The organism is Neisseria bergeri (assembly GCA_003044455.1).
Lineage (GTDB): Bacteria > Pseudomonadota > Gammaproteobacteria > Burkholderiales > Neisseriaceae > Neisseria > Neisseria bergeri.
On record POWY01000014.1, the window covers coordinates 1 to 13,918 of the forward strand.

Genomic DNA, 13,918 nt, shown 5'->3' on the forward strand with positions numbered 1-13,918 from the left:
ACCGCCGAATTTTTTAGCCAAAATAGTAGTCAAAGCGGCAGTCAGGGTGGTTTTACCATGGTCAACGTGACCGATGGTGCCAACGTTTACGTGCGGTTTGCTACGTTCGAATTTTTCCTTAGCCATGGCAATATCCTATATATCTAAGCTTTAAAGAAATGAATAATCGAAGAGATGGTGCCCATGGGCAGATTTGAACTGCCGGCCTCTCCCTTACCAAGGGAGTGCTCTACCCCTGAGCTACATGGGCCTAATTGTTGGAGCGGGTGAAGGGAATCGAACCCTCACCGTAAGCTTGGAAGGCTTCTGCTCTACCATTGAGCTACACCCGCATTACTCGCTACTGCTCCAAGTAAGAATTTTGGTGGAGGGAGAAGGATTCGAACCTTCGAAGCTTTCGCAACAGATTTACAGTCTGCCCCCTTTGACCGCTCGGGAATCCCTCCAAAAGAGAACGCTAGTTTATTAGCGGCTTGCTTTTCCGTCAAGTTTTTTTTTGATTTTATTTCAAAACAAACATAATTTGATGTTTTAAAGAAGAATTTATTTAAACTGGATAATCTTTTCGTATTTCGCCATCAACTCGTCATGCGTTTCGGGATGTTCTTCGTCAATCAGGATGCAGTCCACCGGGCAAACCTGCTGACACTGAGGCTCATCGTAGTGTCCGACGCACTGCGTGCAGAGGTTGGGGTTGATTTCGTAAATTTCCTCGCCTTGGGAAATGGCATCATTCGGACATTCGGGTTCGCATACGTCGCAGTTGATGCACTCGTCGGTAATAAAGAGCGACATTTCTTTTCCTTTTCCACTAAATTATCAAAACCGGGCGGGCGCGGATTATAACACAAGGTTTTTTTGAACCGGACGGTTGCAAACGAATGTTTACAACTCGGAAATGATTATCAAAGCGCATATTATTCAGCCACTTGGAAAATCCTTAATTCAAATGTACTCTGCCCCGATTTCCCCTCTCTATATTCCGTCAGCCAATCGGGAATATCCGGCAGCGTACCCGCCTCGAGATAGACGAATGCCTCGGGGTTCAGGTGCGGCTTCAAGGCATCGAACAGGATTTGCCAATCCTGCCATGCAAACGGCGGGTCGAGAAAGACGACATCAAACTGTTCGGATGCGGTCTTCAAATATGCGATGCCGTCTGAAAAGACGGTCTGTATTTGCATCAAACCCAATTCGCGGCTGTTTTTCTCAAGGGTTTGTGCCGTTTGGCGGTTGTTATCCGAAATCAGCACGCGTTTGGCGTTGCGCGAAGCGGCTTCTATACCGAGTGCGCCGCTGCCTCCGAAGAGATCCAAAACCGTTTTACCCGTCAAATCCTGTCCCAGCCAGTTAAACAGCTTTTCACGCACGCTGTCGGGTGTCGGACGCAGTCCGTCGGCGGATGTGAAACTCAATTTCCTGCCCCGGCATTGCCCGCCGATAATGCGTACCCGGTTGCTGTGTTTGGTATGTTTGCCTGCCGCCATAATCAAAAACCTGTAAGTTCAAACGGTATTATACAAGACCTGTCAAAGAATATGCCGTCTGAAAACTTTTTTCAGACGGCATATCTGTTTAAACGGTTTCGGTCAGCTTGCGGAGCAGCTCGATTTCTTTGTCTTTTTGTTCCAACATTTCTTTGCAGTGTTTCAATTCCATTTTTAAAAATTCTATTTTCATCGAAACATCACCCGACGCATACAACGCAATATCGCCACCACTATCTCCTTCATTAATCTGCAACACCATCCCGCCGCCGCCAGATTTGAGCAAATCCCACATATCGATTTTGAAAATCTGCGCCAACTGCTCCAAACGCGGGATATTCAACTGCGTTTCGCCCCGTTCGATTTTGGCATACCCGCCCGCCGACATCGCCAGCTTTTCCGCCATATCCTCCTGCGACCATTTGTTCAATTCGCGCATCAGGCGGATTTTTTCGTGGGTTTCCATAAGCTGAACTTTCTATGTAGGTAGTTGAATTATCGGGACAGATTTTAAACTATGGTTGACTGGCTAAACAAGAATGTTTTTTATATTATTCAAATAAATAATGATTATGCACCATCTTTATGACTTACTCAAATATATCTCAACAGGATATTTTGCACTCTCCTTACAAGAATTTCCTTGTTGACTTAGATAACACCCTTATTTTTACGGATGCAGCTAATAATGCTGCGTATTTGTCTGCTGCCAATTCGTTGGGGTTCTCTACACTTTTTTCAAAGCATAATCAATTTAGGATTACTCGTACAGATTTAACATCACTATCAGAATCTGTGCAGCAAAAGATTATTATTCAAAAACAAAAAATTTATCACTTTTTTCTAAACCAAACTATCCTTAATGAGGCTTTATTCCAATTGCTCAAAAATAGCAATCGAGATGTTTTTCTCGTCAGTAACGCTGATGAGAATCGAGCCAGCTCACTTATTGAATATCATCATCTTCACGATTTGTTCAAAGAAAAAATATTTTGCCCCTCTATCCCGAACAAATATGAATTTTCCCTTAAAAGGCTAAACCTCCTGCCAAATAGTGTTCTAATTTTTGATGATGACAAATTACAGCTTCAACAAGCCGCTGCTTTAGGCTTGCAGACCCCGCAACTTTATTTAATTGGAGTATAACAATGTCCGTTCACGATTTTATTAAAGATTATCCATATAATAACCTTCCCCTTAAGCATCATATTATTCAGAAAAATCGCTTTCTGAAAACAAATATTGATGCATACTATTGTCTAGACTATACCAAATATTGTAATCAGGGAAATCCTGATTTCCTTGTTGTATTTAAAAATACCTTTAAAGATTTTCCTGAGGAAGAGTTATATAATGCTGCATACGAACTTTTTCCATTTTATCATCAAATACTGGAACTTCTTGACAAAGAGAATCTCAATACCATCTGTGTTGTTCCACGTTCTAAAGCAAGGTCTTCTTATCAGATTAGTCAATTATTTTTCTTAGAGGCTATTCGCAAAATAATCACTGTAATCCAATCAAAACATAATGAGATGTTTTGTGAGGTTTCATGTTTTGATGGTTCTGACTATATTATTCGACATACGGATACCCGTACAACTCATTTGGATAAATCAGGTTATGGCGGAGATGGGGATTTGCCCTACCCGGGCATAACGACAGATACTTGTTCTTTATCGGATGAAATCCGAGGAAAACGTATTTTACTTATTGATGATATTTACACCAAAACGGTTAATGTCGATGAAGACTGCATACAGGCTTTATTGGATAAAGGTGCAGAAAAAGTAATCCTATTCACTATTGCCCGAACCAAATCCTACTTAGAGCATGACATAAATAATAAAGAATCCATTCGAGCCAAAGCAATAAGTATATTCAGCAGATAACCAGCTAATACCGAAGTCCCTTAGGGGGTAAAGATAATTTTGACTTGAACAACTTGTTTTAACTTCTAAAAAACAAACAGGAATTTCTCATGAAATATACAGAACATAGCTTGAATATATTAACTGCTTTAGAATTTAACGGCATCGGAAACGCATGGATTATACGAAACTTAAGTCATCGCACCCCATACGAAGAAATTGTAACTTTGCTAAATAACAAACTTTCTAAAGAAGAACAAGCAACAAATGAGACTTTTATAAGAGTAAGAAAACAAATCGAACAAAAATTTATTGAGATTGAAAATTACTGTGATGGCGTTACTGCCATAGGAGAACCTGACTTCCCATTAATTCGTGGTAATGTACCCGACAGTGACAAACCTGTTGTCTTATTTTATAAAGGTGACTTATCACTTCTCAGCAAAAAAAATTCCAATGTTGCAGTTATTGGTTTATTAAATCCAGATAACCATACTTGTGATGATGAAAAAAAAGTTGTCCAAAAATTAGTGGAAAAAAATGCCGTTATTGTTAGTGGACTAGCGATGGGCTGTGATGCAGTGGCACACAAACAGGCACTACTGTCATCAGGTGCGACCGTTGCCATTTTACCAAGTCCGTTAACGGATATTTTACCTGCCGGTAATCGAGATTTAGCAGAAGAAATTGCATCAAACGACGGATTGTTGATTACTGAATATTACGAACCACCAAAAAATCATAATGACCTTATCAGCCGTTTTATCAAGCGAGACCGTCTGCAGGCACTGTTTAGTGATGCGGTTATTTTAAGTGCCAGCTACACACCTGAAAGCATTGATAAAAAAAGCAAAAAAATTGATAGCGGCTCACGCCATGCACTTGAGAAAGCAAAACAGTATGGGATTTCACGAGCTGTTATTTATGATGAAAACAACAAAGAAAACCCCAAATACGATTTAAATCGTGAATTAATTAAGGATAAAACAACACTTGTGATTAATCCTCATCAGCCTGAAGATGCAATAAATCAAATTTTCCAAGGATTTGAAAAAACAACAATTTCTTCATCGAGCCAAGGCATCCAAGGTGATCTATTTTAATAAACAAAATGCCGTCTGAAACTCCTTTCAGACGGCATTTCTTCCATCTCAATCCCAACCGCTTCACTCTTTCGGTGCAGGCGGTTCAATCTGTTCTTTCCAGCCGCATTCTTTTTGCGGACAGACTTTTTCCACGCCCCAGCGTTTGGTGGTTTTGATGGTCAAGACCGGCCAATGGCAGTTCGGGCATTGTTCGGCGACGGGCGTGTTCCAAGTGGCGTAGTTGCAGTCGGGATAGGTGTTGCAACTGTAAAACAGTTTGCCGTAACGGGATTTGCGCTCGACGAGGTTGCCTTTTTTGCATTGCGGGCATTGGACGCCGGTGTCTTTCGGTTTTTCCAGCGGCTCGACGTGTTTGCATTTGGGGTAGTTGGCGCAGCCGATGAATTTGCTGCCGGTACGGCTGTATTTGTACACTAAACGACCGCCGCATTTAGGGCATTCGCGCCCGTCGAGTTCCGCCTGCTCGGCTTCGGCTTTGGCGATGCGCTCGGCGGCTTCTTCGGCGGTTTCGTTAACATTGCGCGTGTAGCTGCATTCGGGATAGCCGGCACACGCAACGAAACGGCCCATTTTGCCGAACTTGATTTGCAGTTTGTGTTCGCCGCATTTCGGGCAGGTTTCGTCAAGTTCCTGCGTGGTAAATTTGGCGCGTTCGATACCCTCTTTTTCTTCCACTTGCTTGATAAACGGCTTCCAGAATTTGTCCATCACGGGAATCCATTGACGTTTGCCGTTGGCAATTTCGTCGAGCTGGTCTTCGAGTTTAGCGGTAAAGTGGTAATCGACATATTGGGCGAAGTGTTCAGTCAGGAATTTGTTGACGATGTCGCCCGTGTCGGTGGGCATGAAGCGTTTTTGCTCAAGGGTAACGTATTCGCGGTCTTTGAGCGTGGAGATGATGCTGGCGTAGGTCGAAGGGCGGCCAATGCCGTATTCTTCGAGGGCTTTAACCAGCGTGGCTTCGTTGTAGCGCGGCGGCGGAGTGGTGAAGTGTTGTTCGCCGTAAAGTTTGTCCACAGGCAGTTTGTCGCCTTCGCTCATTTCAGGCAGTTTTTTGCTGTCTTCGCTCTCTTCGTCGTCGCTGCTTTCTTCATACACGCTCAAAAAGCCTGCGAAGGTTTGCACTTGTCCGGTTACGCGGAATACGCCTTTGCCGACGGTAATATCGACGGTGGTTTGGTCGAATTTGGCAGGCGTCATCTGACAGGCGACGGTACGCTGCCAAATCATTTGATAGAGTTTGAACTGGTCTGCGCTCAGGAAGGGTTTGACGCTTTCGGGCGTGCGGTACACGGAAGTCGGACGGATCGCCTCGTGCGCTTCTTGGGCGTTTTTGGATTTGGTTTTGTATTGTTTGGCGGCACTCGGCAGATATTCTTTGCCGATTTTGTTTTCGATGTAATGGCGGATTTCGGTTAACGCTTCGTCAGCCAAATTCACGCTGTCGGTACGCATATAGGTAATCAGGCCGATCGCGCCCTGCCCTACGTCTATACCTTCGTAAAGCTGTTGGGCGGTACGCATCGTGCGGTCGGTGGTGAAGCCGAGTTTGCGGACGGCATCCTGCTGCATAGTGGATGTGGTGAACGGCGCGGCAGGATTGCGGCTGCGCTTTTTCTTTTCAATGGCGGTAACGACGGCCTCTTTGCCTTCGAGTTCTTTCAACACGTCAGCTTGCGCGGCTTCGTTCGGCAGGTCGAATTGTTCGAGTTTCGCGCCGTCGTATTGGGCGAGTTTGGCGGTAAACTTGCTGCGTCCTTTGCGGCTGTCGAGATGTACCGTCCAATATTCCTGCGCTTCAAACGCGCGGATTTCGTTTTCGCGTTCGCAAATCAGGCGCAAAGCGGGACTTTGCACGCGGCCGGCACTCAAACCACGTCGGATTTTTTTCCACAGCAACGGCGAGAGGTTGAAACCGACCAGATAGTCCAAAGCGCGGCGGGTTTGTTGGGCATCGACCAAGTCCATTTCGATTTCGCGCGGATGGGCGACAGCTTCGAGGACGGCGTTTTTGGTGATTTCGTGGAACACGACGCGCTGCGGCTTGATGTTTTTCAGGTCGCGTTTGGATTTGAGGATTTCCAAAAGATGCCAGGAAATGGCTTCGCCTTCCCTGTCCGGGTCGGTTGCGAGGTAGATGTTTTCGGCTTCTTTGGCGGCGGCGACGATGGCATCGACGTGTTTGCCGTTGCGGCCGATCAATTGGTATTTCATCGCAAAGCCGTTGTCGGGATCGACCGCGCCGCTTTTGGGGACGAGGTCGCGGACGTGGCCGTAGGATGCGAGGATTTCAAAATCGCCGCCCAAATATTTTTTCAGGGTTTTGGCTTTGGACGGGGATTCGACGATTAAGAGGTTTTTCGCCATTTGTCGTTCTCTGGATGGTGGTTTTGATGCCGGCGTTTCAGACGGCACGGGCGGGCCGGCACCGTCTGAAGCCGCTTCAGTTCATCGTGGGTTTGTTGTCGAGTAAAAGCGCGCTCATCAGCTCGTCGCCGACCAACACGGGCAGCTCGCTCTTGTTTGCCCATAAAAGCAGCAGGGTCAGCACTTTGGCGGTATCTACGGTAATTTCGTCGCCGGGGATGTGCATCAGCGCGTGGATGATGATTTCCCGCTGTTCGCAGCTTATGGCTTTTTCTTCAATCAGATACTGCATCAGCCCCATCACTTCCTGCGGCAGGTTGTCGGTTTCTTCTTTGCTGTACACGCGCAATGCGCCGCTGTCGGCGGGTTCGGCGGAAAATTCGGAGCTGTTGAGCAATACTTCCATCATCATCAGGGTGTTGCCGATTTCCATCGTATCGAAACCCGCTTCTTCAAGCAGCATACCCAAGTCTTCGGGCGGCGGACAGGTATCGAAATCTTGGAAATGTTCGATGAGGTAGGCGATGACTTCGGTCATTCGTGTTCCTTAATATAAAGTGCGTTCAAGTTCGGATACGCTGGTATCTGCCGCCAGGCATTGCGGCAACGCTGCCGTCCAATTCCAATTCCAACAGTGCGGCATACAAATCTGCGGCAGGCATAGCGAGCTGCCCGGCAAGCACGTCGGGATGGACGGGGTCGAAACCCATCCTGTCCAAGATACCGCCGCCGACGGGTCGTTTCTCCGTCTTTTCAGACGGCATTTTGCCGTCAGACGAAAACGGCGGGTCGGATGCCGTCTGAACGGCAGTGATGCGCTTTTCAGGTATTCCTTTATTTATAGAATATGATGAAGCACCCTCATTTTGCAAGAGCCGCGGACACTCATGAAGGATGTCGTCCAGGCATTCCACCAATTTTGCGCCGTCTTTAATCAGTTTGTGGCAGCCTTTACTGTGTGGATTGTCTATCGAGCCGGGTACCGCCATCACTTCGCGCCCCATCTCCGCCGCCAATCTGGCAGTAATCAGCGAACCGGATTCCAAGGCGGCCTCGACCACCAGCGTTACTTGCGACAGGGCGGCAATCAGGCGGTTGCGGCGCGGAAAATTGCCGGCATACGGCCGCGTACCGATGGGGAACTCGCTGACAATCAATCCTTTTTCGGCGATTTCATAGGCAAGGTTTTTATTGGACGGCGGGTAAATGCGGTCTATACCCGTCCCCCACACGGCGATGGTGCCGCCTTCTGCCTCCAGTGCTCCCTGATGGGCGGCAGTATCGATACCGGAAGCCATACCCGACACAACGGGAATGCCTTTCCCACCCAACGCCCTGCCGAAATCTTTGGCAATCCGCATGGCCTGCGGCGTGGCATGGCGGCTGCCGACGATGGCGGCGGAAGGTTTGTGCAGCAGTTGTACGTTGCCGCGCAAAAACAAAACCGGCGGCGCGGTTATACCTTGAGTCAGCATTTCAGGAAAATCATCATCCCGCAGCAGCATCAGACGGCATCCGTCCCGCATTTCCCATTCCAACGCCGCTTCTGCCGCCTGCCGCGCCAAAGCGCGTTTTTCCGCATTGCACCAAGCCTCAAGCGCGTGCTTATGCCGCACCGCCGGGGCAACCTGTTCCGCCGGTGCGGACAAGGCATTTTGCGCGCTGCCGAAACGGCGCATCAGCAGCAAAAAACTTTCCGCACCAATATAGGGCGTAAACGCCAATTGCAGCCACGCGAAACGTTCGTCCTCTGTCATAAAATCCGTCCCCTTACGATTTCAGACGGCATTTGCACCAAATGCCGTCTGAAAACAAAAGCCCGCAACCGGAAAACCGGCCGTCCGGGCTTATTCTTCGGTTTTTTCCCCCGCCCGGCGCGAAACGCCGATGCCGAGCTGTTTGAGTTTGCGGTAAAGGTGCGTGCGTTCCAAACCGACCTTCTGCGCCACTTTGCTCATATTCTGACCTTCTTGGGCGATGTGGTACTCGAAATAACGCCGCTCCACCTCCTCCCTCAATTCGCGCAGCGGCAGGTTGAAATTGAACCCGCCCACCATATCTTCCGCCCCCTCGGCAGGCACATTCTGCCCCAAAAGAGAAGAAACCGCCGCCGCACCGATTTTCTGTCCGTCCGCCTCCAGCAACAGCGTTGCAACGACACTGCTCAACTGGTCGAAATTTCCCGGCCATTCATAACGGGTCAATGCGGCAAGCGCATCTTCACTGAATGAGGCAGGCGCAATCTTTTGGCTTTCCGCCACATTGCAGGCAATCCCCTGTATCAGGAAGGGAATGTCTTCATGCTGCATACGCAGGGGCGGAATACGGACGACCGATTCCGAAAAAAGCCCGGCCAATTTTTCTTCACATGAAATGCCGTCTGAACCTGCCGCGTGGCTGCACGAAGCAATCACCCTGACGCGGCTGTGTTCCGCCTTGCCGACAATAAAGGCAATACCGGCTTGGATGTTGCGGCTGTACTGGGCAATATCGCCCACATATAAAACACCGCCTTCAGCTTTCTGCAACAGTTCCGTCGGCATATCAATCAGATATTCGACCCTTGCCGGACTCACCCACGGCGTACCGTTTTTATGGAAATAGCGTGCCACCGTTTCAAACGGCGAACCCGCCTCGCCCGTCAGAAGTACCGGAGAGGCACGTTTCACCGCCGCCCCTACCTCACGGTTCATTTCCTGAATCGCCGCACTGTTGCCCAGCTTGTCGAATACAGACCCCGTTTCGGTTTGCGCCGCACCGTACTTCAACGCGTTTTCGACCGTGGACAGCAGCTTTTGCAGGGAGATCGGTTTTTCCAAAAAGTCGAGCGCACCGATTTTGGTGGCTTCCACTGCTGTGTCGATGCTGGCATGCCCGCTCATCATGACGACCGGCATATTAAGCTGCCCGTTTTTCGACCATTCCTTCAAAAGGGTAATACCGTCGCAATCCGGCATCCAAATATCCAGCAACACCATCGCCGGGCGTACCTGATGGCGCAGCTTGCGCGCCTCTTCGGCATTTTCAGCCAATGCGACCGAATAACCTTCGTCCTGCAGGATTTCCGACAGCAGGTCACGGATGCCGATTTCGTCATCTACAATTAAAATATCGCTGCTACGCATAAATTTATACCGTTTTTGGCAAGATTATTCTGACACACGCGCCACCCGCATCCTGATTGCTCAAACTGATGCGGCCGCCGTGTTCTTCAATGATTTTTTTCACTACGGGCAGACCCAGTCCCGTTCCCGTCGGCTTGTCCGTCACATACGGCTCAAAAGCATTGTGCAGCATTTCCTTGCCGAATCCCTTGCCGTTGTCGCAAACCGTCAGGACAATCTGTCCGTCCCTCCCCACCTCCGATTTTACCCTGACTTCGGGCATATCGGCTTCCTCTGCCGCTTCGGCGGCATTTTTGAAAATATTGTGCAGCACCTGCCGCATGGCGGTCGTATCAGCCGCCACCATCAGCGGTTCTCCGGCAAGCTCCGCCGCAAACCGGCACGGACCGGCTTCATACAACGCCAAAACATCGCCGACCAATACGTTCAAATCCTGTTTTTCCAATTTGAGCGAAGGGGAACGCGCATAATTGCGGAATGCTTCGACCATTTCCTTCAATGCCGCCACCTGTTTGACGATGGTTTCGGTCGAACGTGCCAGGATTTGCGCATCCTGCTCATCCAGTTTCCCGTCCAATTTCCACGCCAGACGTTCGGCAGAAAGCTGGATGGGCGTGAGCGGATTGCGGATTTCGTGTGCCAGCCGTTTCGCCACTTCGCCCCACGCCGCTTCTTTTTGCGCGTGTATCAATACGGTGATGTCGTCTATGACCATGACCACACCGTTGTCGTTGTCTTCAGGCAGGACCGTTGCCTTACCCAGCAGGATTTTGGCATCGTCCGGAGCGGCATATCCCACCTGAACCGGTTTGTCCGTACCCGCCGCCGCACCGATGGCGTCAAACACTTCGGCAAGCAGGGTATGCTGCACCGAAACGCCGTGCCAACCGTGCCGGTTGCTGCCCCACAGCGGCACGAGCGACATACCCAAGATATGTTCCGCAGCTTTGTTGAAGGTTTTCAGACGGCCTGTTTCGTCAAATACCACCACACCCGTGGTCAGGCTCTCCAACACGCATTCGAGATAATGCCTGGCGGCTTCTTCGCGCTTCCTGTTGCGCTCGTCCGCTTCTTTGGCAATGGAAAGCTGCTCGGTCATATGGTTGAACAACTTGGTCAAACGTCCGAACTCGTCGTTGCGCAACACGGGGCGTGTCTGGCTGAAATCGCCCTGCGCCACCGCCTTCGCCCCCTCGGCAAGCGACAGAATGGGTTCGACGAAACGGCGGGCGAAATACAGTGCCATGACCAGTGCAAGAAAAATCGACAGCAGCGAGGCAATCAGCAGGGTTACCAGAAAAAAGGTCTGCAAACCTTTTTTGCTGTAACTCAATTCGGCATATTTCGCCCTTGCCTTTTCGATTAAGACGGCATCCTGTGCCACATTTTCGGGAATCGGCTGGCGGAAGAACAGCGCGTAATCGCGTCCGTTGTGCGTACCCGCCGACAGCCAGCCCTGCGCGTACAATACGCCGCCTATGCTTTCCAAACTCCGAACCGAACCGGTCTGCTGAATCTGTTCCCAATGTGCTTTGTCGGGAAGCGGCTGGTCGAATTGGTGCGGATTGATGCTTTTTTCGATTTTGCCGCTTGCGGCATTGTACAGGGCAAGCTGGGCAAAACCGCTGCCGGCGTAGTGTTCCAGCACACTGCCTATATTGCCCGACAGGGAGGCGGTGCCGATGAGGTCTATCTGTACGGGAATGGCGTTGCTGACGGCATTGTCTGCCGCCAAATCCAGTGCGGACTTGCTCAAATTGAGGCTGCGTTCAAGCGCCTCGTGGGTGTCGTTGCCGAACCACGAATTAATCGTCCCGTTGATAAACTGTGCGGAAACGCCGAACAGGAACACGCCGGGCAATACGGCGACCAGCGTGAACATCCCGGAAAGGCGTTTGGCAATCTGCGAACCGAATACGCCGTCGCGCCTGTCTTTCAACAGCAATATGACATAACGTGCCAAAACGGCGGACAACACCAGCAGCAGCATTGCGCTGAATGCGACTATCCACCAGAAATAATCCGCCAGCGAACTGGTGCTGCCGGTTGCCGCCGTCAGTCCGTACAACAGGACGACGGCGCATATGGCTGCGATCAGTAGAAAACGGCGCATTATTTGTTCCCGATGATGTTTAAAGGTTTCCAACCCGAATCCAAATGCCAGTTTTGAGAAGTCAATGCATTGATTTGAAAAGGCTTGGGCAGTTTTGAAGTGGACAGCAGCAGGCGGATTTCCGCCTTGGTTTCCCCTGCTTCCGCACCAGACAACGCGCCTTTGTTCAGGACTTTCCAGTTGGCAACCGCGCCGGTCGCGCGCAATGCCGCCGCCAAAGTGTCGTAGTCTGTCGAAAACGCGCCGACGGTAACGCGGTAGCGGTTGGTCAGCGGATGAAAGGTCAGTTTGTAATAGATATCGGCATCGCCGCCGATAAGCTGGTCGAATTTGAACCGGTAGGCGGCGATTGTCGGGGCGGAAAGCTGCCAGCTTAAGGTAAAGTTGAGCGGCACGCCTTGGCGCAACGCCTGTTGGAGCTGGTCGGGCAGCTCGGTTTGGAAGCGGCTGCTGATGGAAAGCTGCCCGCCGTCGGTTATCCTCGCTTCGGCACGGCTCACATCTATCCCCTCCGCCGCCACATTCTGAAAGGCGGGGAGCATCAGCGGCACAATCAGCCATTTACTGCTTTTGAATAAGCGCGTAATAAAAGCCATCTTGGTGTTTGTTCGGTAAGAGTACCCGCGATTCGATCAGTTCTGCATCGGCATGGCGGTTGAGGAATTTTTGCAATTGTCCGTCGTTTTCCTCGACGAACACGGAACAGGTGGCGATCAACATCCTTCCCCCGCTTTTCAGCGTCTGCCAAAGTGCATCCAGCAGGGCTTCCTGCTGACGGGCGGTTTTGAACGCGTCGGTCGGTCGGCGCAGCCATTTCACGTCAGGATTGCGCCGCGCCACGCCGGACGCGGTGCACGGCACGTCGGCAAGGATTGCGTCGAAAGGCTTTCCATCATACCACGCCGCCAAATCCCGCGCATCGGCACACGCCGCCGATGCCGTCTGAAAGCCCAGGCGCGCGATATTGTCTTCCACCCGTTTCAGACGGCCTGCATCAATGTCCAAGGCGGTAACACGGCAATCCGCCAATTCCAAGATATGCCCCGTCTTGCCACCCGGCGCGGCGCACGCGTCCAAAATCCGTTCGCCGTCTTTCGGGTTTAACAAATACGCCGCCTGCTGCGCGCCGAAGTCCTGTACCGAAACGATGCCGTCTGAAAAGCCGGGCAGGCGGTTTACCGGCACGGCTTCTTCCAACGTAACCGCATATTCGTCCAACGCCTTAGCCGCGATACCCTCCGCAGCCAGTTTTTCCAAATAGCCTTCAGCATTGCCGTGTCGGCGGTTGACGCGCAACGTCATCGGCGGATGGGATTGCAGCGCGGCGGCGATGTTGTGCCAGTGTTTCGGATAATGGTTTTTCAAGTAAGCCACCCACCACAGCGGCAGGTTGTGTTTCGCCACATCGTCTTTTTTACAGGAAGCCGCAAGCTTGTCGCGTTCGCGCAAAAAGCGGCGCAAAACCGCGTTGGCAAACGAACGGTACTGCCCGCGCCCGATTTTGGCTATGCTCTCCACCGCTTCATTGACCACGGCGTGCGGCGCGTTGCGCGTGTAATGCAGTTGGTACAACGCCGCCAAAAGCAGGCTTTCGAGCTGCGGATTGCCAATCGGTTTTTTCAGCATCTGCGCGAGCATATGTTTCAAACTGCCCAGATAACGCTGGCAGCCGTAGGCGATGTCCTGCAACGCGCCGTTTTCCTGCGCCGTAAGGTCGGGATGCGCGGTGCGGATTTGCGCCAACACGTCCTGAAGGTTGCGTCCTTCGGCAACCGCCGCAATGCTGTCGGCGGCAAGTTTTTGGGCAAGTGCCATACTCATATTATATGATTCGCTTTCTTCAACTGAT

14 protein-coding genes and 3 tRNA genes are annotated in these 13,918 nt (G+C 50.6%); 3 read left to right on the top strand and 14 right to left on the bottom strand.

Translation table 11 applies throughout. The features are described 5' to 3' along the window. The 7 genes from DBY86_RS10870 to DBY86_RS10900 all read right to left on the bottom strand — a co-directional run. Nucleotides 1–126 (bottom strand): GTP-binding protein (locus DBY86_RS10870; RefSeq protein ID WP_002259029.1); only part of this gene is annotated, 126 nt, incomplete at its 3' end. A 49-nt stretch (nt 127–175) separates the two neighbouring features. After that, nucleotides 176–250 (bottom strand) — tRNA-Thr (locus DBY86_RS10875). Nucleotides 251–258: 8 nt separating this feature from the next. Continuing rightward, nucleotides 259–332, bottom strand: a tRNA-Gly gene (locus tag DBY86_RS10880). A gap of 30 nt (nt 333–362) precedes the next feature. Next, nucleotides 363–446, bottom strand: a tRNA-Tyr gene (locus DBY86_RS10885). 97 nt (nt 447–543) lie between these two features. After that, nucleotides 544–795 carry a YfhL family 4Fe-4S dicluster ferredoxin gene (locus DBY86_RS10890; RefSeq protein ID WP_002215364.1) on the bottom strand — a complete coding sequence of 84 codons (252 nt, stop codon included), beginning with the start codon at nt 793–795 and terminating at the stop codon, nt 544–546. Between the two features lie 122 nt (nt 796–917). Continuing rightward, nucleotides 918–1,487 (bottom strand): 16S rRNA (guanine(966)-N(2))-methyltransferase RsmD, encoded by a 570-nt coding sequence (rsmD, locus tag DBY86_RS10895; protein ID WP_107819973.1) that lies wholly within the window; start codon nt 1,485–1,487, stop codon nt 918–920. An 88-nt stretch (nt 1,488–1,575) separates the two neighbouring features. Then, a complete protein-coding gene (locus DBY86_RS10900; protein ID WP_003679508.1) occupies nt 1,576–1,953 on the bottom strand; it encodes a helix-turn-helix domain-containing protein in 378 nt (125 codons plus the stop codon). A gap of 119 nt (nt 1,954–2,072) precedes the next feature. On the opposite strand from DBY86_RS10900, the gene DBY86_RS10905 reads away from it, so the two are divergent. From DBY86_RS10905 to DBY86_RS10915, 3 genes are all read left to right on the top strand, one after another. Further along, the gene (locus DBY86_RS10905; RefSeq protein WP_107819974.1) at nt 2,073–2,633 is read left to right on the top strand and encodes an HAD family hydrolase; all 561 of its coding nucleotides are present in this window, start codon (nt 2,073–2,075) and stop codon (nt 2,631–2,633) included. A 2-nt stretch (nt 2,634–2,635) separates the two neighbouring features. Next, nucleotides 2,636–3,379 (top strand): amidophosphoribosyltransferase, encoded by a 744-nt coding sequence (locus tag DBY86_RS10910; RefSeq protein WP_107819975.1) that lies wholly within the window; start codon nt 2,636–2,638, stop codon nt 3,377–3,379. An 89-nt stretch (nt 3,380–3,468) separates the two neighbouring features. After that, complete coding sequence (locus DBY86_RS10915) at nt 3,469–4,461, top strand: DNA-processing protein DprA (RefSeq protein WP_107819976.1); 993 nt, start codon at nt 3,469–3,471, stop codon at nt 4,459–4,461. A 63-nt stretch (nt 4,462–4,524) separates the two neighbouring features. Here DBY86_RS10915 and topA read toward each other — a convergent pair whose 3' ends face one another. The 7 genes from topA to rsmB all read right to left on the bottom strand — a co-directional run bounded on the left by topA (nt 4,525) and on the right by rsmB (nt 13,890). Next, complete coding sequence (topA, locus tag DBY86_RS10920) at nt 4,525–6,831, bottom strand: type I DNA topoisomerase (RefSeq protein ID WP_107819977.1); 2,307 nt, start codon at nt 6,829–6,831, stop codon at nt 4,525–4,527. Between the two features lie 76 nt (nt 6,832–6,907). Next, nucleotides 6,908–7,369: a Smg family protein gene (locus DBY86_RS10925; RefSeq protein WP_101183368.1), complete on the bottom strand. Its 462-nt coding sequence runs from the start codon at nt 7,367–7,369 to the stop codon at nt 6,908–6,910. Between the two features lie 25 nt (nt 7,370–7,394). Further along, nucleotides 7,395–8,588 carry a DNA-processing protein DprA gene (dprA, locus tag DBY86_RS10930; protein WP_107819978.1) on the bottom strand — a complete coding sequence of 398 codons (1,194 nt, stop codon included), beginning with the start codon at nt 8,586–8,588 and terminating at the stop codon, nt 7,395–7,397. A gap of 90 nt (nt 8,589–8,678) precedes the next feature. Beyond that, nucleotides 8,679–9,956 (bottom strand): sigma-54-dependent transcriptional regulator, encoded by a 1,278-nt coding sequence (locus DBY86_RS10935; RefSeq protein ID WP_107819979.1) that lies wholly within the window; start codon nt 9,954–9,956, stop codon nt 8,679–8,681. 4 nt (nt 9,957–9,960) lie between these two features. Continuing rightward, nucleotides 9,961–12,069, bottom strand: coding sequence for a sensor histidine kinase (locus DBY86_RS10940; protein ID WP_107819980.1), 2,109 nt, complete (start codon nt 12,067–12,069; stop codon nt 9,961–9,963). Continuing rightward, nucleotides 12,069–12,665: a DUF4390 domain-containing protein gene (locus DBY86_RS10945; RefSeq protein ID WP_107819981.1), complete on the bottom strand. Its 597-nt coding sequence runs from the start codon at nt 12,663–12,665 to the stop codon at nt 12,069–12,071. The genes DBY86_RS10940 and DBY86_RS10945 overlap by 1 nt, the downstream gene beginning before the upstream one ends. Then, on the bottom strand, nt 12,631–13,890 hold the full coding sequence (gene rsmB / locus DBY86_RS10950) for a 16S rRNA (cytosine(967)-C(5))-methyltransferase RsmB (RefSeq protein WP_107819982.1): 1,260 nt from the start codon (nt 13,888–13,890) through the stop codon (nt 12,631–12,633). The genes DBY86_RS10945 and rsmB overlap by 35 nt, the downstream gene beginning before the upstream one ends. Nucleotides 13,891–13,918: the final 28 nt, after the last annotated feature.